The following is a 20,278-nucleotide window of genomic DNA, read 5'->3' as shown; positions in this document are numbered from 1 at the left end:
AAAATGAAAAAATTTCAAAAAATAATCGTGGCCTTCTTTCTAATTGGAATTGCAGGCGCATGTACTTCGGATTTTGATGAGATAAATACAAATCCGACCCGAATAGAAGCAGAACAGGCTACTGCGGCGTACTTCTTTACGAAGCCACAGTACAAACTATTTGCTCCAGATAGATATCCCTACTGGAGAGCACAGTTGATCCATGCTGATCGATTTGCAGGCCATTTTACCTTTGGGTTCAATGGTAGTTGGTGGACAGATGGACTAGGATATACTTACAATTCTGGTTATACAGATGCTGCTTTTGATTGGCTGAATGGAGCTTATGGTGATATTGGACTTTTTCTTGACCTTACAGGTACAGAGGGAGAACTTGAAAACGAGTATATGTATGCCATGGGTTTAATCTTGAAAGGAATTTATTTTCAAATGTATACTGATACTTTTGGAGAGATTCCTTACACAGATGCAGGAAACCCAGATGTGCTTCCTGCCTTTGATACGCAATCAACTATTTACCAGGGTATAATTGCTGAGTTGGAAACTGCTATGAGTATCATTGGGGATGCTACGATTACCGGGGATGGTGTACAAGATATTGGAGCCAATGATCTCTTTTATAGTGGAGACCTTCAGAAATGGAAAAAACTTGCAAATACGCTTAAATTAAGAATGGCGATGCGAGCTTACGGTGCTGATGGCGCTAGTTTTGCAGCTACCGAGATTACAGAGGCATTGGCTTCTGATTTACTGGGAGAAGGTGATGATGCATTGATAGAGAAGGATAATGAAATATCACAGTGGAATGCCGCAGCTTATGGAGATGTGTGGCATAATTTCGGTGGACTAGGCTCCAAGTGGCGTGTAGGTAAGCCTTTGATTGATTATCTCAGAAACAACAATGACCCAAGGTTATCTGTATATGCCAAACCAGCCGTAGGTGGTGAATTGTTGCTTCCAGTACCGGAAGATGCAGTAGAGCAAAAGGCCTATGATTTGATGTTACAGAACTTAACTGATGCAGGTGTAGTCTATACAGAGGAAGATGTCACTGTAGATGATATTGATCAGAAGAAGATTACGATGCCTGAGGGTTCTGCCTATGTTGGACAGCCAGTTCGTTTGAATGGGTTTGCATACAGCTTTGCACATGCTAATTTTTTCTCTGAACCAGCGGAAAATATTGTACAAGAAAAAAATGCAGGAGAGATTTTCAATGAAGTGGCCTTCAGTGCTGCTGAGTCGTTTTTTCTTCAAGCTGAGGCTGCGGTGCTAGGATTGAGCAGTGGAGATGCCAACGCACTTTTCCAAGAGGGCATCCGTCAGTCTATGATGATGTGGGGTGTTGGCGATGCGGATATTACTACATACTTGACAGGTGAAGCCGAAGCAACACTTAGCGGTACTACAGACGACATGCTGGAACAAATCTATACGCAGAAGTGGGTGGCTCAATATACTGATGGGTTTGAAGCATGGGCCAATGTTAGAAAATCAGGTTATCCAAGCGTACTGGCTGATGGAATTACCGATTCGGATATTTATGAATCAGGTAGTTTGAATGGGGCTTATCCTCAGAGAATGAGATATGGCAACAGCATCAGAAATACAAACGGAACCAATTTAGACGCAGCCATAGCACGCCAGGGAGAGGATCTCCAAGGCACCAAGCTCTGGTGGGCGAAATAAAGACTCTAGACTTAATGTTTAGATTTTAGCATTATTAATAGAAGAGCGTTTGAGCTTGCTCAGCCTCTTCTATTATCTTTCTAACTCATCTACTGTAAATTATACATGCCACAAATCACTACTTCGGAGAGTCATTCTACCCATACCAATGAAAATACCAACTATACCAAACCCTTTAGCACGATAATATTTTTGTTCTTTATGTGGGGCTTCATCACCGTGATGAATGATGTCCTGATTCCGCATCTTAGGTCTGCTTTTGAACTTTCTTATTTCCAGGCTGCCTTAGTGCAATTCGCTTTTTTTGGGGCCTTTTTTATTATTTCCTTGCTTTATTTTTTGGTCTCTGTAGTCAAAGGAGATATCATATCCAGATTAGGTTATAAAAATGGAATCATCCTCGGCCTGATCTTGTGTGGTTTGGGTTGTGCACTGTTTTACCCTGCCGCACAATATGAAAAATATGGATTCTTCTTATCCGCCTTATTTGTGCTCGCTTCGGGTGTTACCATCCTGCAAATAGCCGCCAATCCTTATGCCGCTATTTTGGGCAAACCCGAAACCGCTTCCAGCCGGCTGAATCTTGCCCAGGGGTTCAATTCTCTTGGAACTACGTTGGCTCCTTTTGTTGGAGCATTATTGATTTACAAAGTGTTTAGCAACGGTGAGATATCCGTTGACTCTATTAAAACCCCATACTTGATTTATGGAGGTATATTTTTACTATTAGCCCTTTTAATCAAATCTGTCCATTTACCAACTTTCGTAAACAAAGAAAAAATACTAAAGGGTGCAGGAGCACTCAAACATCGTCATTTAATCTTTGGGATGGTCGCCATTTTCGCCTATGTGGGTGCGGAGGTCTCCATTGGTAGCTTTTTGATCAATTTTTTTGCGCTCGATTCCATCATGGGAATGGAGGAAGCAGAGGCAGGCATTTACCTTTCTTATTATTGGGGAGGTGCTATGATCGGTCGTTTTCTGGGAGCTATCTCTATGAGTGACATGAAGCGATCAACTACAAAATATCTTTGGATGGCGGCTACCGCTGTAGGAGTATTCGGATTTGTTTATATCATGACAGCCATCCGAAATGAAAACGGTTCGTTTTTTATGAACTTTTTGTCATTTGAAGAAGTGTCCCTATTCGTCCTCTTCCTGATATTAAACTTTGCCTGTTTTGTGCTAGGCAAATCAAACCCATCCAAAATATTGCAGCTCTTTTCATTGGCCGTAGCGGGATTGTTAATAGTAATGATCTTTTTCGATGGTGAACTAGCCTTTTGGGCAGCGATTGCCATTGGCCTTTTCAATTCAATCATGTGGTCTAATATTTTCACTTTAGCCATCAAAGATCTGAAAGAGCACACTTCTCAGGGGTCGTCTTTACTGGTGATGATGATTGTGGGAGGTGCCATATTTCCACCTTTGCAGGGAGCATTGGCAGACCTGATAGGTATTCAATATTCATTTGCCTTGCCTATATTGAGTTATCTGTATCTATTCTTTTTTGGATGGAAGGGACACAGAATTTCTGATAAATCTATTAAAGAGAATTAATGCAAAAGTTCATAAATTTCTATATCCTGATTGTTGTGAGTATTGGTTTTGCATGTGAGCATACTGACTCTTCAAAGCCAAAGGCTAATCTGACTAGTTATGTAGACCCATTTATAGGAACGGGTGGTCATGGTCATACTTTTCCAGGAGCTTCTTTGCCTTTTGGTATGGTTCAGCCCAGCCCGAATAATGGTACCAGTGGATGGGATTGGTGCTCAGGGTATCATTATTCTGATAGTGTCATTGTAGGATTCTCTCAAACTCATTTAAGTGGTACGGGTATTGGAGATCTGGCGGATGTGCTGATCATGCCAACTATGAATGATATCGATTTGACTAACTCTCCAAAGGATCGAAATGATTATGATTACAAATCGTCATTCAGTCATAGTTCTGAGCAGGCAACCCCAGGATTTTATTCTGTCTATCTGCCTGACAACAAAGTGAAGGTATCACTTACTTCTTCTTTGAGATGTGCCATGCACAAGTATGATTTTGATACAAAGGGAAAGAGACAAGTGGTATTGGATTTGGCACATGCCATCAATTGGGACAAACCAGTCAAAACAGAGATATCAATAATAAACGACAGCACGGTGGTTGGTCTCCGTCATTCAAAAGGGTGGGCGAATGATCAACGATTACACTTTGCAGTACGTTTTTCCGAACCGATACAAGGATACGTATTAGCAGAAAAAGACAGTTTAGTGAATAGTTCCTCTATTGCCGGCTCCGCTTCCAAAGGAGTGTTTGAATTTGGTAGTGATTCCGATAAGACCTTGAAGTTGAAGGTCGCACTATCTTCTGCGAGTCGGCAGGGGGCGCTAGACGCACTAGGCGAAATTGATACCTGGAGCTTTACTCAAGTAAAAGAAAGCGCTCAAACAAAATGGAATAATCAGCTGTCCAAAATCGTGGTAGAATCCTCAGACGAAAAGAGGAAAAGAATTTTCTACACAGCACTTTATCATACCCAATTAGCTCCTATGACATTCGAGGATGTCCAAGGGCAATACAAAGGAGTCGATGGCAAGATTCACTCAAGTGATGGATATACGAAACATACCATTTTTTCACTTTGGGATACCTTCAGGGCGGCACACCCACTGTATACCATTACGAACGAAGATCAAGTGAGCGACTTCATCAATTCTATGCTGGCGCATTACGATGAATCTGGCCTTTTACCTGTTTGGGAATTGGCTGGCAATGAAACGAATACCATGACTGGTTATCATGCGGTTCCAGTTATTGTCGATGCTATTTTCAAGGGTATTGAAGGCTTTGATGTAGAGAAGGCCTATGAGGCAATCAGAACCAGTGGAATGCAGGATATTCGTGGAGTTAATTTCCTTAAAGAGTTTGGTTATATCCCAGCAGATTTGGAAAACGAATCGGTTACAAAAAACCTAGAATATGCATTTGATGATTGGTGTATTGCCCAAACAGCGAAAAAATTGGGTAAGATGGAAGACTACGTGTACTTTTCTAAACGAGCCATGAGCTATCAAGAATTGTACGACCCGAAAACCAAATTTATGCGTGGGAAGCTAGCCGATGGGACTTGGAAAATGCCATTCGATCCTAAGTATTCTGTACACAGAGTAGGGGCCGAATATACCGAAGGCAACGCCTGGCAGCACAGTTGGTTTGTGCCTCATGACGTACCTGGACTTATCGAGTTGATGGGTGGAGATGAAGCCTTTGTCACTCATTTGGATTCTCTATTTAATGAAGATTCAAATATTACTGGGGATAATGTTTCAGCGGATATTTCAGGTTTGATTGGTCAATACGCCCATGGCAACGAGCCAAGTCATCATATTGCTTATTTGTACAACTATGCTGGCAAACCTTGGAAAACGCAAAACATGGTCAGACAAATCATGGACACTATGTATGATGATCAGCCAGACGGTTTGAGTGGCAATGAAGATTGTGGCCAAATGTCAGCTTGGTATGTCTTTTCAGCCATGGGTTTGTATCCTGTCAATCCCGCCAGTGGTGTTTATGATTTAGGGAGTCCACTTTTTGATCGGGCGACTATTAGCGTAGGAGAAGGCAAAACATTTGTGATAGAGGCAAAAAATGTTTCGGCAGCCAACAAATATGTAAAGCGCATAACCCTAAATGGAAAGGCAGTATACAATTACCAAATTACCCATGAGGATATTATGAAAGGAGGACATTTGATATTTGAAATGACAAATGATTTGACGGCATTAAAAAATTAAGGAAAAGAGATGAGCAAGGATAGAAGAGACTTTTTAAAATTATCAGCACTAGGAGTAGGTGCCATTAGTGGAGGCTTAGGGCTCGCTGCATGTGCAGATGAAACTAAGTTGTCGGAAACTGTCAAACGAGCGAAAGGAAAACCAGTGGTTATATCCACATGGAACCATGGTATTCCGGCCAATGCTGCAGCTTGGGAGATACTCAAAGCTGGCGGATCTTCACTGGATGCGATAGAAATGGGAGCCCGAGTGGTAGAATCCGATCCTGAGGTTAGAACGGTAGGGAAAGGAGGATACCCCGATAGAGAAGGAAAGGTTACTTTGGATGCATGCATTATGGCACCTGATAGCAATTGCGGATCGGTGGCATTTCTACAAGAAATTGAAAATCCAATTTCCGTAGCTAGAAAAGTAATGGAAGAAACTCCTCATATCATGATGGTTGGAAATGGAGCCCTAGAGTTTGCCTTGGAACAGGGTTTTGAGCGAACCAACTTACTAACCGACGCAGCCAAAAAAGACTGGCAGGATTGGTTAAAGACTTCTGAATACCGACCCAAAATCAACATTGAAAATCACGATACTATTGGTTTGTTGGCGCTCGATGCTGATGGAAATTTGTCAGGAGGGTGTACCACGAGTGGCGCAGCCTGGAAACTTCATGGCAGAGTGGGCGATTCACCAATTATAGGCGCAGGGCTGTTTTTGGATAATGAAGTAGGCGCCGCGTGCGCCACAGGGCTAGGCGAGGCTGTAGTACGTGTGGCTGGGAGTGCCATGGTTGTTGAAATGATGCGCATGGGTCTAAATCCGACCGAGGCTTGCAAGCGCGTGGTGGAGAGAATTTACGAAAAGCACAAAGATGTCAAAGACCTTCAGGTAGGTTTCATAGCCTTAGACAAAGCTGGAAACTATGGTGGTTACAGCGTGCACCCAGGATTTAACTATGCCATTTGCAATGAAAATGGAAATAATAGAATGGAGGATGCGAAAAATATGTTGGCTAAGAATTAACAAAGAATGCCGAGAATAGAGAGGGGACATTACGGAGGTGAATTTGAAGAAGTCCAAAGCCAGACTCAGGCAGAGGCAAGGTCTGTACAGACCAGAAATATGAATGCCGGATGGCAAATGAAGCAGGCAGGGACTAACGAATGGGTAGATGCTCAGGTACCTGGAACCAATTTTACGGCCCTATTACAAGCCGAAAAGATTGAAGACCCATTTTATGGGGAAAATGAAGATCGCTTGCAGTGGATTGAAAAGGAAGATTGGGAGTATCAAATGTCCTTCGAAATAACTCAAAAAGATCTGATCAATGATAAAATTGAATTGGTGTTTGATGGGTTAGATACTTACGCCGACGTATATATCAACGAACAATTGGTTCTACAGGCAGACAACATGTTTCTCAAATGGCATGTGTCATGTAAGAATCAGTTGGTTGTAGGTTCAAATCATATCCGCATATTCTTCCACTCTCCATTAAAAAAAGCAGAGCCAAGTTTTAATAAGACCGGGCTGATCTTTCCGGCAGAAAACGACAAAACAGAAAATCATCTTAGCGTTTTTACAAGAAAGGCACCTTATCATTATGGTTGGGATTGGGGACCAAAGTTTGTGACCTGCGGAGTATGGCGACCAGTTTCGTTGCGATTCATCAAGGATTTGATCATACGAAATGTGCAAATTCACCAGGAGAGTATCACTCCTGATAAAGCCGCTTTTACAGCAGCCATAGCTATAGAATCAAACATCAGTCAATCGTGTACATTAGAAGCTAAGATCAATGGCCAAAAAGTAGGAAACTTAGAAATTGACTTGACCGAAGGGATCAATGACAGTGTACTACCCTTTGACATCCTGGAGCCAAAACTTTGGTGGCCAGCGGGAATGGGTAAACAGCATTTGTACGAGATAGCCTTCGAAGTAGTAGGGCTAAAAACCACAGATTTTCAATCCAAACGTATTGGCGTTCGTACTTTTGAAGTAGTCAACAAGTCTGATGAGCATGGCCAATCTTTTTATTTCAAGGTAAATGGGAGGCCCTTTTTTGCCAAAGGAGCCAATTACATTCCTTCCGATAGTTTCCTCGATCGAGTGACGCCTGAGAAGCATGAGCAGATATTCAAAGATTCGGTTGACGCCAACATGAATATGCTGCGTGTATGGGGCGGAGGTATTTATGAAAATGACATTTTTTATGACCTGGCTGATGAATATGGTATTGTTATTTGGCAGGATTTTATGTTTGCCTGTACGATGTATCCTTGGGACAATGACTTTCTGGAAAACATCGAAAAGGAAGCTGTCAGTAATATTCGCAGATTGAGGAATCATGCTTGTCTTGGACTTTGGTGTGGCAACAATGAAGTTCAGATGGGTTGGGATAACTGGGGCTGGGACAAGACTTTCAACTATTCTGACAAAGATCAAAAGCGAATGTACAAGGGCTATGAAAAGCTGTTTCATGAGCTGTTGCCTAAGTTGGTTAAGGAATACGATGCTGGTCGATTTTACTTTCCATCCTCACCCATTAGCAATTGGGACTCACTTGAAAAGTTTAGTTATGGCGACCAGCACTATTGGGGCGTATGGCATGGTGAAGAGCCCTTCGAAAACTTCAAAAAATTTGTACCCCGCTTTATGAGTGAGTTCGGCTTTCAGGCCTTTCCTGTGTTAGAGTCTGTAAAGAAGTATGTAAAGTCTGAAGATTTGAGTATTGAATCCCCAGCCATGAATGTGCATCAGAAGCACCCTCGTGGCAATCAACTCATCAAAGAATATATGCTTAGGGATTATTCTGAGCCTAAGGACTTTGAAAGCTTCTTATACTTGAGTCAGGTGCTTCAAGCGCAAGGTATGACTGTGGCCTTCGAAGCTCATAGAAGAAACATGCCGTTTTGTATGGGGTCTCTCTACTGGCAACTGAATGACTGCTGGCCAGTGGCATCATGGTCAAGTATCGACTACTATGGCAAATGGAAAGCGTTGCACTATGCGGCTCGTCATGGATTCAATAATCTGTTGATCTCCTTTGACCAATCCGAGACCGAACTCCAGGCATACATTGTTTCTGACTTCATGGCTGATATTGAGGGGAGTCTGGAAGTTACTGTCATGGACTTTACAGGGGAAAAACAATACGAGAAGCACCTAAATATCAAGGTTGAAGCAAATACAAGTCAAATTTATTTCAAGGATCAACTGGAAACTTTGCTTGATGGAAAAGGAAAAACCAATCGGGTACTGAAGGCGACCTTCCGGCAAGGCAATGAAGTATTGAGCAGTACACTCTACTATTTCGATTCCCCTAAAAACTTAAGATTGGAAAGGCCTGAAATTACTTTCCAAATGGTTGAAAAGGATGCTCAGTTGCAAGTGACTTTGAACACCAATACTTTGGTCAAAAATTTATATATCAGTCTGGATGGATTAGAAGGGAGTTTTTCAGATAACTTCTTTGATCTTCTTCCGGGAGAATCAAAGATGGTGACCATTCCTGTTTCTGAGACTTTTGATATCACCGCCCATGAGGTGAAGATCCTCACTGTAAATGATGCTTCTTTGTCCTCATGAATCTAGCAGCAATAGATATTGCCATTATCGCGGGGTACTTAGGCTTTACCCTGTTGATTGGTTTCTACATTTCAAAAAAGGCATCGACTGATTTAGACTCTTATTTCCTGGGCGGTAAAACCATACCCTGGTGGATTTTGGGTGTTTCTAACGCCTCGGGAATGTTTGACATTACAGGAACCATGTGGTTGGTTTCTATGTGTTTTGTCTATGGACTCAAAAGTGCTTGGCTACCCTGGATTTGGCCTACTTTCAATCAGATATTTTTGATGGTATACCTCTCCGTTTGGCTTCGCCGGTCCAACGTGATGACTGGCGCCGAATGGTTGAAAACCAGATTTGGAGAAGGCAAGGGTGCACAACTTTCTCATTTGATTGTGGTCATTTTTGCTATTGTAAGTGCTGTTGGATTCATAGCCTATGCCTTCAAGGGGATCGGGAAGTTTGCTTCTACCTTCTTCCCATGGGAGTTGGCTCCTGATACTTACGCGCTGATCATATTGGCAGTAACCACTTTGTACGTGATCAAAGGAGGGATGTATAGTGTGGTGTTTACAGAGCTGGTTCAATTCATCATTATGACGATTGCCTCATTGTCTGTGGGTATCATAGCTATGATGTATGTGAGTCCGGAAGAATTAAATGCTGTTATTCCAGCAGGCTGGAAAGAACTATTTTTTGGATGGACATTGGATCTCGACTGGACGGGACTTATTGATTCTGTCAATGTCAAAATTCAGGAAGATGGCTTTTCTCTTTTTACCTTCTTCTTTCTCATGATGGTTTTTAAGGGTGTAATGTCCAGTATGGCTGGCCCTGTGCCCAACTATGATATGCAACGCATCCTTGCCGCAAAATCTCCAAGTGAAGCAGCAAAGATGAGCGGCATAGTATCTTTAGTCATGTTCGTTCCAAGGTATATGATGGTCGCCGGGCTGAGCATACTTGCCTTGGTCTTTCTAGGACCAAAAATCCAATCGAGTCAGGAGGTTTTCGATTTCGAGTTGATTCTGCCTTACGCTATTCAAAATTTTATTCCGGTAGGCCTCACAGGACTATTAATTGCAGGACTCTTAGCAGCATTTATGTCTACCTATGCGGCTACAGTCAACGCTGCTCCGGCTTACTTTGTCAACGATATTTATAAGAAATATATCAATCCAGAGGGTAGCAAAACCTTGTATGTCAGGATGAGCTATTGGGCTTCCGTAGTGCTGGTGATTATAGGTGTTGGGTTTGGTTTTTTAGTGGAGTCGATCAATGAGATTACGCAGTGGATATTTGGTGCCTTGTTTGGAGGTTACTCTGCAGCCAATTTGCTCAAGTGGCATTGGTGGCGATTCAATGGCCACGGCTATTTTTGGGGTATGATGGCAGGCTTAATAGCCTCACTAGTATTGCCGATTCTTATGCCTGACCTTCAACCCTTGTATGGGTTTCCTTATCTGCTAATATTTTCTTTAATGGGTTGTTTGTTGGGGACCTTACTGACCCCGGCAGAGCCTGATCAAGTGCTTATTGCATTTTACAAAAATGTCAGACCATGGGGCTTTTGGAAACCTATTCGAGAAAAAGTACAGCAGTCTGACCCTTCGTTCATCCCCAACAATGATTTTGGCAGAGATATGACCAATATAGCCGTAGGCATTGTCTGGCAACTGACCCTTGTGGTCATACCTATCTATCTGGTGATTAGAGAGTTTATCCCTATGTCTGTAGGTATTGGCGTATTTCTCATCACTTCGTGGATTTTGAAAAAGAACTGGTTAGATAAACTCAAAGACTAGCCGCAAACAATCAGCAAATGAATAATAGAAAGACAAGTGTACTTCTTGCCCTGACTTTATGGATGCTCTTAGTGTCTTGTTCCGAACCCATTGTTCGGAAAAAAATATCAATTATCCCCAGACCTGATCGTCTGATTGAAAATAAAGATTTGCTAAGAATCAATGATGAAATACAGGTGGTCTACTTGGATGAATCATTGGCCTTTGCCGCAAACTATCTTGCAGATCAATTGGGTGCACGCACAAAAAAGAATATTGTGGTTGAGGACGGAACGACCACTGGAGCAGGTACAGTATTTCTAACCCTTGATTCTACGAATACTAAGGAGGGTTATTCGCTTGCCGTTAACAATACGAAGGCTACACTTTCTGCTTCTACGCCAGCGGGTGCTTTTTATGCCGTGCAATCATTGCTTCAGCTCGTACAATCATCGGGTGATCAGTTTTTCCTACCAGGAGTGGAAATAGAAGACGAACCACGTTTTGCATGGCGTGGCATGCACTTAGATGTGAGTCGCCATTTTTTTGGAGTGGACAAAATCAAAAAATACATTGATTACCTCTCGATGTATAAGCTCAATACGTTTCATTGGCACTTGACAGATGACCAGGGGTGGCGAATTGAGATCAAAAAATATCCTTTGCTTACAGAGAAGGCATCTTGGAGAGCGTCCGTTGGCTTTCCAAGCAATCAGGCCAAAGGGCTGGATGAGGATGATGGTAAGCCGTATGGTGGTTTTTATACCCAAGAGGAAGTCAAAGAGATCATAAAGTATGCACAAGATAGACAGGTGACTATTGTGCCCGAAATAGAGATGCCAGCCCATACATCCGCCGTACTCAAAGCCTACCCAGAGCTGGCTTGTGAAGGTTTGGATTTGGAGAATATAGTGAGAGAAGGGACACTATCCAGAAATGTATTTTGTGCAGGCAAAGAAGAAACATTCGAATTTTTACAAAACGTAATGGACGAAGTATTGACACTTTTCCCATCAGAGTACATTCATGTAGGCGGAGATGAAGCCCCCAAAGACCATTGGGAGGAATGCAGTCTTTGCCAGAAAAGAATCAAAACAGAACAGCTAGCAGACGAGCATGAGTTACAGAGCTATTTCATTACCCGAATGGAAAAATACCTGAATGCAAAGGGACGAAAACTAATTGGTTGGGACGAAATCCTTGAAGGAGGTCTGGCACCGAATGCTGCTGTAATGTCGTGGAGAGGAGTGGCTGGTGGAATAGCTGCTGCCCAAGCCCATCACGAAGCAGTGATGACTCCTGGTTTTCCACTGTATTTCAATCACAGACCTATTGATCTTAAAAATTCCCCCGGTCATAGCAGCACCAACAACACGATCACTACGGTTTACAATTATGAACCCGTTCCTGAAGAGTTGTCAGCGGAGGAGGCCAAGTACGTGATTGGAGTGCAAGCCAATATATGGACGGAGTACATCCCTAAATGGGAACATGTGGAGTCTTTACTTTTTCCGCGTTTGCTATCCTTGTCGGAAATAGCCTGGACCTCGGCTGACCGTAAAGATTTCGAAGATTTCCGTCAGCGACTACCTTATCAACTTGAGCGACTGGACGAAATGGATGTCAATTACGGAAAAGATCCTTTTCAAGTAGGGATAACCATGCAACTGAAAAAGAGTCAACAACAAGTGAGCTTATCTACTGAATTGCCTGGACTAGAGATCAGATATACTACAGATGGTACGGCACCAAGTTCTGGTGCATCAGTGTATAGCGAGCCGTTTGCATGTACGAAAACCAGCACTATCAAAGCTGCCTCTTTCGTAGAAGGTCGCTTGATGAGCGAAATATCTTCAGTAGATTATTTGTCTCACAAGGCTACGGGTAAGCGCGTCGAATATGAAAACGACTTCAGCGAGAAGTACGATGGAGGAGGTGATTTTGGGTTGGTAGATGGCCGATTTGGGTTTGAAGAAAGCATCTCATTTGCGTGGCAGGGGTTCGTTACCCCCATCATGGAGGCTACGGTGGACCTCGAAGAAATCACAACCATTAATTCTATCAGTGCTGGATTTCTTTCAGATCAAAGACAATGGATTTTCCAGCCGGATCAAGTGATTTTCGAGGTGTCTGATGATGGGAAACATTTTCAGATAGTTTTTGATGAAACATTTTCAGATAGTAGGAAGGAAAGTGTCATTCAAAAGGTGATCAGACCTACGGCTGCAGATTTGACGGCTCAAGGAAGATATGTCAGAGTACGGGCGATCAATCATAACCCTATTCCTGAATGGCATGCTGGGGTGGGGAAAATGCCGTGGATTTTTGTAGATGAATTGGTAGTAGAATAAGAACAAATGAAAAGAATAATTGTACTTGCAATCACATTGAGTCTGGTCATGGCTCAGCTAGTCAGTGCTCAGGAACGTTTAGACGAAGATCGACTGACCTGGTTTAAAGACGCCAAATTGGGCATCTTTATTCACTGGGGATATTACGGAGTCAATGGTATTGGCGAGTCTTGGTCCATGTACCACAAGCGTATTTCTTATCAGGACTACATGGCGCAGGGTGCTGGGTTTACAGCGGCCAATTACGACCCTCAAGCCTGGGCCAAGCTCTTCAAAAAAGTAGGGGCTCGCTATGCCGTCATGACGACTAAGCACCATGATGGAGTTTCGCTTTGGGATACCCAATACAGCCATTTGAATGTCAAAGAAAAAACACCCGCCCGTCGTGATTTGGTGGCACCTTATGTCGAGGCACTGAGGTCAGAAGGATTGAAGGTAGGTTTATATTACTCGCTCTGCGATTGGTCGCACCCGGATTACGAGGTGGTTTTCCCAAGACCCAATACGCGAAAAGACTATCCACAAAGAGGACAAAAGAATCTCTATCCTTGGGAGCGCTTTGTGCGATTTTACCAGGGGCAGCTCAAAGAATTGAGTCGGCGATACCAACCACATTTATATTGGTTTGATGGCGATTGGGAAAAGTCTAGTGAACAGTGGAGAGCCAAAGGATTAAAGGACTCGTTGCTTGCCTGGTCACCAGGTGTCATTGTCAACTCCAGATTGAAAGAAGAGGGAGATTATAAAACCCCTGAGCAGGGCGTGCCAGTAGTTCGGCCTGAGGGTCCTTGGGAATTTTGCATGACCATGAATGATAACTGGGGTTACTACCCATCTGATACTAACTATAAACCCAAGGCACAAATTATCCGGACATTCGTGGAAGTGATTGCCGAAGGCGGCAATCTGTTGTTGAATATTGGTCCAAAGCCTGATGGCACTATTGCACCTGAGCAGGAGGAAAGGTTATTGGCTTTAGGCGATTGGATAAATAAGCATAATGAAGCTGTGTTTGAAACAAAGGCAGGATTGCCTCAGGGACACTTTTTTGGCCCAACATTGTTGAGCAAGGACAATAGCAAAGTATACCTCTGTCTTTACGGCCAGCCCAATAACTACATCAACCTCAAAGGTATTCAGAACAAGGTGATGGGTATCAAGGTGGTAGGAACTGATCAAACCCTAACTTTTGAGCGAAACGGTGGTGCCGCCTGGAACAATATTCCAGGTATATTGAGAATAGAGGTGCCCAAAAAGGAGTATTTGGATGAGTATGTCACCGTGTTAGAAGTCTCTCTAGAAGGGAGCCTCAATTTATATAGAGGCCACGGTAATGCTGTAGAACTAAACGACTAATACTATGTTGAAATCTGTTTTTGTTAAATCATTTGTTTGTGTACTTGTTGTTGTCACCCTTTCATGTCAGGACATTGGTCAGCCTCCCTTGAGTAAAAAAAACATGGATTATGTTTCCTTAGCCAATACACGAATGGGTACGGATTCGGAATATAGCCTGTCTAACGGCAATACCTATCCCGCCACGGCTGTGCCTTGGGGTATGAATTTTTGGACGGCCATGACCAGCAAAATGGGAGATGGTTGGACTTATAAATACGACGAAAACAAAATCAGAGGAATTAAGCAAACACATCAACCTAGCCCATGGTTGAATGATTATGCAGCCTTTTCTTTCATGGCTGTTACTGGTGAGCTAAAGATTCAGGAGGACGAGCGAGCATCTTGGTTCTCTCATAAGGCTGAAGTGGCACTGCCACATCACTATAGCGTGTATCTCGCTGACTATGATGCCACGATGGAAGTAGTGCCTACCGAACGTGCTGCTCATTTCCAGTTTACTTTTCCAGAATCTAAAAACTCCTATGTCTTATTAGATGGATTCAATCAAGGTTCTATGGTGAAAATCATCCCAGAAGAACGAAAGATTATTGGCCTTGTAAGAAATAACCATGGAGGAGTACCAGAGAATTTTCACAATTACTTTGTAGCTGAATTTGACAAAGATTTTGAAGTCAATCACACTTGGACAGACGGCTGGCAATTGATGGAAAATAGCACTGATAGCGAAGGAGGTCATGTAGGCGCAGTAATTGGCTTTAAAACCAAAACGGGTGAAAAGGTTCATGTAAAAGTGGCGTCATCTTTCATAAGTCCTGAGCAAGCACAATTGAATTTGGACCGAGAGATTGGGGCGGACGGTTTTGAGACTACAAAAGCGAAAGCACACGCTACATGGAAAAAAGAATTCGACAGAATAAAAGTGGAGGATAAGAATATGGAGAACGTGAAAACTTTCTACTCCTGTCTTTATCGATTGCTTCTTTTTCCAAGAAAATTTTATGAAATCAATGCCGATGATGAGGTCGTGCATTATAGCCCTTACAATGGCGAAATACTGCCCGGATATATGTTTACCGATAATGGGTTTTGGGATACCTTCCGGGCAGTATTTCCCTTTTTTACGCTGATGTACCCAACACTGGATGCCCAAATCATGGATGGGTTGGCCAATACATACAAGGAATCTGGTTGGTTACCTGAGTGGGCTAGTCCTGGTCATCGCGGTGTGATGGTAGGATCCAATTCTGCTGTGAATATTGCTGATGCCTATGTGAAGGGCATTAGAAATTTCGATACGGAAACTCTGTACGAAGCAGTTATGAAAAATGCCACAGTCAATGAAGGTCGTCCAGTAAGTTCTGTGGGTCGTGAAGGAGTGAATTACTACAACAAACTCGGTTATGTGCCCTATGATGTGGGTATCAATGAAAATGCGGCAAGAACACTTGAATACGCCTTTGCCGATTTCAATATTTCAGAAATGGCTCAAATAATGGATAAACCTGAGGACGCTGAAAAATTCGCCGAGAAGGCAATGAATTACAAATTGCTTTTTGATCCGGAAACCAAATGGATGCGTGGAAAAAATGAAGACGGTACCTTCCAGTCTCCATTCAATCCACTCAAATGGGGAGACGCCTTCACTGAGGGCAATAGTTTACACTACACCTGGTCCGTTTTTCAGGATGTGAATGGGTTAATCGAACTGATGGGTGGCCAGGAGGCTTTCGCCAATAAATTAGATGAGGTTTTTACTATGCCCCCCAAGTTTGACAACTCGTATTATGGCTTCACGATTCACGAAATCCGAGAAATGCAGATCGTAAATATGGGCAACTATGCTCACGGCAATCAGCCCATTCAGCACATGATCTATCTCTACAATCACGCGGGCCAGCCTTGGAAAGCACAGCAGCACGTCCGAGAGGTATTGAAAAAATTATATGCACCCACCCCTGATGGGTACTGTGGTGATGAAGATAATGGTCAGACTTCTGCCTGGTATATATTTAGTTCACTTGGTTTCTACCCGGTTACGCCAGGCACCCCTCAGTATGTGATAGGTAGTCCACTCTTTGACAAAGTAACCATGACGATGGAGGATGGAAAACAATTTATAGTTGAGACAAAAGGCAACAACGAAGACAACATTTACATCCAATCTGTGAATATGAACGAGAAGCCTTACGACAAAACCTGGCTCAATCATCATGATATTCAGGCTGGAGGAAAATTAGTCTTTGACATGGGCTCCCGGCCAAACCAACAATGGGGCGTGTCTAAGGAGGCCGTACCATTTTCAATGTCATTGAGAAAAAAATAAATAATCAAATTCATGAAATCGTTTATTCCATTCGTCCTTTCCATTGTGGTGCTTTCTTGTACACAAACCTATGTGCCTACTGGTGAGTATGCTACAAAAGTGTTTGAAAAAGTACCGATCAATTTTCAGGGAGACTCCTCTCAAGATGATGGAGTGATTCGTTTGGAGAATGGACGTCTTGCACTGAAAAAAGTACAGCTCCCAAGTTTCAAAGCTGGGGCTGATGTTTTTATGACTGTGACAGTTCGGTCTGCTGGGGATAGGTGGGATAAATCTGGCTCATGCTTTTTGATCACAGATACCACTCAGGTCAATTTGCTTCAGTCTCAACTGGAGGAGTTCAAATATCCCGAAGGATCTCGAGTAGGAGAAAAATTTGGTGGCGTAAAAGTGACTGAGAACTTCACTCCCGTAGTAGAATTATTGCGGTTTATGACACCCTTTGGTGTAGGGTTTTATAGTGAAGATCGAGAGGATGATCATCGCAAACCAGTGTATGTGCCACAGTGGGAAAAAGAAGTAGTTTGGGAAACAGACATTAGTGACTTTTATGCAACGCTAAAGGAAGAAGCCTACGTTGGTATCTGGATAGATTCCTGGACGAAAGAGGGCTATGAAGTAAGTGTAGAAATTACTGTCAAGGAACGTTTCAATTCGCCAAAGGGAATAAAATCTTTAGCCAACACGATCTATTACAGTAAAGACCAAAGTATTCCGGGCTTCTTTGCTGAAGGGGATTTTAAAATAGATTTTCAAATTGAAAAAACCTTGAAAAATGCCCAGCTCAAATATATCACTACCGGGCATGGTGGTCACTCGGGCGGCGACGAGTTCGTAGAGACCAAAAATATCTTAATACTTGATGAACAGGTAGTACTGGACACCATTCCCTGGCGAAAAGACTGTGCTTCATTTAGAAGGTTCAACCCATCTTCTGGTGTTTGGTTGATAGAGGATTCTGCCACCTACATCGATTGGGAAGTCAAGCAATACAAGATAAAGTGGATCGAAGAACGCCAGGCTTCTTCGGACCTGTCGCGCTCCAATTGGTGCCCTGGTTCAAAGGTGGAACCATTTACGGTCGAATTGGGTGACCTAAAAGCCGGATCACATCAATTGACCATTTCTATTCCAGCACAACCTATTAAAGATGATGAGCTCAATCACTGGTTGATTTCGGCCTATTTGGTTTATGATAAGTAGTACCATGAAACATATTCAAGCAAGTACGCTTTTCTACCTTTCGATCATTTTCGTTCTTATCTCTGCTTGTACTTCAGGTACCGTTAAGGATGACGAGACTAAACTTACCAACTACGTCAATCCATTGATAGGAACAGCAGGCAAGGGAAAGACTTACCCCGGAGCCACAGTGCCTTTTGGGATGGTACAGCTAAGCCCAGACAACGGCCGAAATGGCTGGGATTGGATTTCAGGATATTTTTACCCTGATACGGTAATTGCTGGCTTCAGCCATTTACACCTGAGTGGTACAGGAGCAGGAGATTTGTGTGATATTTCTTTTTTACCCGTATCTGGAAAAGAAAAAACTTCTAGGCTGGATACGATTAGTAAAAAGGAGACTATCTACACTTCATTTAGTCATGAGAATGAAAAAGCCAGTCCGGGTTACTATCAAGTATATCTAGAGGACTATCAGGTGAATGTGGAGTTGACCGCAACTACTCGCACTGGCTTGCAACGATATACTTTCGAGCATAATGATTCGATGGCGGTGAGACTGCATCTTGGGTATGCCCGAAATTGGGATTGGGTAACAGACAGCCAGTTGAAAGTGCTCAACGATTCAACGATATCTGGATATAGAAAATCATCTGGTTGGGCCAAAGATCAGCGCGTATATTTCTACACGGTATTTTCAAAGCCTTTTAAATCCTTTGAGCTAAGTGATAATCAAACTATAGCTGAAAAGTTGACGGATATTAAGGGACAAGATGTATTGGGTAAGTTCTATTTTGATGAAAGTCAAGGCAATGAAATCATGGTCAAGACAGCCATCAGTTCTGTGAGCGTCGCGAATGCCAAGGAGAACCTTGAAGCTGAACAAGTAGGGTTTGATTTTGGAAGGATCCGAAGTCATGCGGATGAACAATGGGAAGCGCAATTGAATAAGATCCAAATAAAAACGTCCAAAGATGATAAAGTACAATTTTATACCGCCATGTATCACAGCATGTTGGCGCCCATTACTTACTCAGATGTAAATGGAGAGTATAAGGGGCCTGATGGGCAAATTCATAAAACTGGCAGCACTCGATATTCCATTTTTTCACTTTGGGACACGTTTAGGGCATGGCATCCATTGGCTACCTTGTTGCATACCGATCGTGTGCCAGATATGGTGGCCTCTCTGATGGGACACTACCAGGAATATGAGAAGTTGCCCGTGTGGAATATGCATGGCAATGAAACCGATATGATGCTCGGTTATCATTCATTACCTGTATTGGCGGACGCCTATTTCAAGGGACAACTCGGTTTGGATGCGAAACAGGTATATCAAGCGATGAAAACCTCGGCTATGCAGAATGAATTTGGAGTTAAGAATTACAAAAAAATGGGCTATGTCCCTTACGATTCCATGAACTGGAATGTATCGTTGACTATGGAGTATGCTTTCGACGATTGGTGTGTGGCGCAAGTAGCTCAAGATCTTGGGTATGAAGAGGATTACAGATATTTCATGAATCGTTCAAAAAACTACAAAAATCATTTTGACTCAGTCTCTGTTTTTTTTCGAGCCAAAAATGCACAAGGAAGTTTTAGGGAGCCATTTGACCCTAAAGCTTATCATCCTGAGGATTTTGCGGAAGCCAATGCCTGGCAGTATTATTGGTTTGTACCTCAGGATGTAGAAGGCTTGATAAATCTTACGGGAGGTAAAACCAATTTTGAAGAGAAGCTAGATGCACTTTTTGAATCTAGTGAGGAATCTGGCGAAACACCAGTTTGGATATCAGGAAACATTGGACAGTATGTTCATGGCAACGAACCTTCACATCATGTGCCGTATCTATATCAGTGGACTGATCATCCTCAAAAAGGACAACAGCGCATTCGACAGATTATGGATGAACTTTATACTACTGAACCAGATGGATTGTGTGGGAATGAAGACTGTGGCCAAATGTCTGCCTGGTATATTTTTGGTGCCATGGGTTTTTACCCAGTCAACCCTGCAGACGGCCGTTATATCCTGGGCTCTCCTGCTGTAGTGGAAGCAGTTATCCAATTACCCAAAGGAAAATCTTTCCGAATCGTGGCCAACAAACAATCAAGTGAGAATGTCTATGTAAAATCAGTCACTCTGAATGGACAGCCACTAAATAGAAACTATATCACGCATGAGGAAGTTGCTGCAGGGGGTACACTTATGTTTGAAATGGGGAGGTAAAT

The 20,278-nt window shown here is 42.8% G+C and carries 11 protein-coding genes; all 11 read left to right on the top strand.

Going from position 1 to position 20,278, the window contains the following annotated elements:
- Positions 1–3: 3 nt before the first annotated feature.
- The 11 genes from ACO6S2_RS00905 to ACO6S2_RS00855 all read left to right on the top strand — a co-directional run bounded on the left by ACO6S2_RS00905 (position 4) and on the right by ACO6S2_RS00855 (position 20,276).
- Positions 4–1,689: a SusD/RagB family nutrient-binding outer membrane lipoprotein gene (locus tag ACO6S2_RS00905; protein WP_422360631.1), complete on the top strand. Its 1,686-nt coding sequence runs from the start codon at positions 4–6 to the stop codon at positions 1,687–1,689.
- A 105-nt stretch (positions 1,690–1,794) separates the two neighbouring features.
- Complete coding sequence (locus tag ACO6S2_RS00900) at positions 1,795–3,249, top strand: sugar MFS transporter (protein WP_422360630.1); 1,455 nt, start codon at positions 1,795–1,797, stop codon at positions 3,247–3,249.
- Positions 3,249–5,483 (top strand): GH92 family glycosyl hydrolase, encoded by a 2,235-nt coding sequence (locus ACO6S2_RS00895; protein WP_422360629.1) that lies wholly within the window; start codon positions 3,249–3,251, stop codon positions 5,481–5,483. The genes ACO6S2_RS00900 and ACO6S2_RS00895 overlap by 1 nt, the downstream gene beginning before the upstream one ends.
- Positions 5,484–5,492: 9 nt before the next feature.
- Positions 5,493–6,497 carry an isoaspartyl peptidase/L-asparaginase family protein gene (locus ACO6S2_RS00890; RefSeq protein WP_422360628.1) on the top strand — a complete coding sequence of 335 codons (1,005 nt, stop codon included), beginning with the start codon at positions 5,493–5,495 and terminating at the stop codon, positions 6,495–6,497.
- 6 nt (positions 6,498–6,503) lie between these two features.
- On the top strand, positions 6,504–9,062 hold the full coding sequence (locus tag ACO6S2_RS00885) for a beta-mannosidase (protein ID WP_422360627.1): 2,559 nt from the start codon (positions 6,504–6,506) through the stop codon (positions 9,060–9,062).
- A complete protein-coding gene (locus ACO6S2_RS00880; RefSeq protein ID WP_422360626.1) occupies positions 9,059–10,849 on the top strand; it encodes a sodium:solute symporter family protein in 1,791 nt (596 codons plus the stop codon). The genes ACO6S2_RS00885 and ACO6S2_RS00880 overlap by 4 nt, the downstream gene beginning before the upstream one ends.
- 17 nt (positions 10,850–10,866) lie before the next feature.
- Positions 10,867–13,179, top strand: a complete 2,313-nt coding sequence (locus tag ACO6S2_RS00875; protein WP_422360625.1) for a family 20 glycosylhydrolase — start codon at positions 10,867–10,869, stop codon at positions 13,177–13,179.
- A 6-nt stretch (positions 13,180–13,185) separates the two neighbouring features.
- Positions 13,186–14,535, top strand: coding sequence for an alpha-L-fucosidase (locus ACO6S2_RS00870; protein WP_422360624.1), 1,350 nt, complete (start codon positions 13,186–13,188; stop codon positions 14,533–14,535).
- A gap of 4 nt (positions 14,536–14,539) precedes the next feature.
- Positions 14,540–16,861 (top strand): GH92 family glycosyl hydrolase, encoded by a 2,322-nt coding sequence (locus ACO6S2_RS00865; protein WP_422360623.1) that lies wholly within the window; start codon positions 14,540–14,542, stop codon positions 16,859–16,861.
- Between the two features lie 12 nt (positions 16,862–16,873).
- Entirely contained in the window at positions 16,874–18,064 is a 1,191-nt protein-coding gene (locus ACO6S2_RS00860; protein ID WP_422360622.1) for a PNGase F N-terminal domain-containing protein, read from the top strand.
- Positions 18,065–18,068: 4 nt separating this feature from the next.
- The gene (locus ACO6S2_RS00855; protein WP_422360621.1) at positions 18,069–20,276 is read left to right on the top strand and encodes a GH92 family glycosyl hydrolase; all 2,208 of its coding nucleotides are present in this window, start codon (positions 18,069–18,071) and stop codon (positions 20,274–20,276) included.
- Positions 20,277–20,278 lie beyond the last annotated feature (2 nt).

This window comes from Reichenbachiella sp., assembly GCF_965233835.1.
GTDB lineage: Bacteria > Bacteroidota > Bacteroidia > Cytophagales > Cyclobacteriaceae > Reichenbachiella.
This window is presented reverse-complemented; position numbering and strand designations above follow the sequence as displayed.

What these genes read in the sequence shown, in the direction of transcription:
- ACO6S2_RS00855 (WP_422360621.1), top strand. Translation starts at nt 18,069, where the DNA reads ATGAAACATATTCAAGCAAGTACGCTTTTCTACCTTTCGATCATTTTC.
- ACO6S2_RS00905 (WP_422360631.1), top strand. Translation starts at nt 4, where the DNA reads ATGAAAAAATTTCAAAAAATAATCGTGGCCTTCTTTCTAATTGGAATT.
- ACO6S2_RS00865 (WP_422360623.1), top strand. Translation starts at nt 14,540, where the DNA reads ATGTTGAAATCTGTTTTTGTTAAATCATTTGTTTGTGTACTTGTTGTT.
- ACO6S2_RS00890 (WP_422360628.1), top strand. Translation starts at nt 5,493, where the DNA reads ATGAGCAAGGATAGAAGAGACTTTTTAAAATTATCAGCACTAGGAGTA.
- ACO6S2_RS00860 (WP_422360622.1), top strand. Translation starts at nt 16,874, where the DNA reads ATGAAATCGTTTATTCCATTCGTCCTTTCCATTGTGGTGCTTTCTTGT.
- ACO6S2_RS00880 (WP_422360626.1), top strand. Translation starts at nt 9,059, where the DNA reads ATGAATCTAGCAGCAATAGATATTGCCATTATCGCGGGGTACTTAGGC.
- ACO6S2_RS00875 (WP_422360625.1), top strand. Translation starts at nt 10,867, where the DNA reads ATGAATAATAGAAAGACAAGTGTACTTCTTGCCCTGACTTTATGGATG.
- ACO6S2_RS00885 (WP_422360627.1), top strand. Translation starts at nt 6,504, where the DNA reads ATGCCGAGAATAGAGAGGGGACATTACGGAGGTGAATTTGAAGAAGTC.
- ACO6S2_RS00870 (WP_422360624.1), top strand. Translation starts at nt 13,186, where the DNA reads ATGAAAAGAATAATTGTACTTGCAATCACATTGAGTCTGGTCATGGCT.
- ACO6S2_RS00900 (WP_422360630.1), top strand. Translation starts at nt 1,795, where the DNA reads ATGCCACAAATCACTACTTCGGAGAGTCATTCTACCCATACCAATGAA.
- ACO6S2_RS00895 (WP_422360629.1), top strand. Translation starts at nt 3,249, where the DNA reads ATGCAAAAGTTCATAAATTTCTATATCCTGATTGTTGTGAGTATTGGT.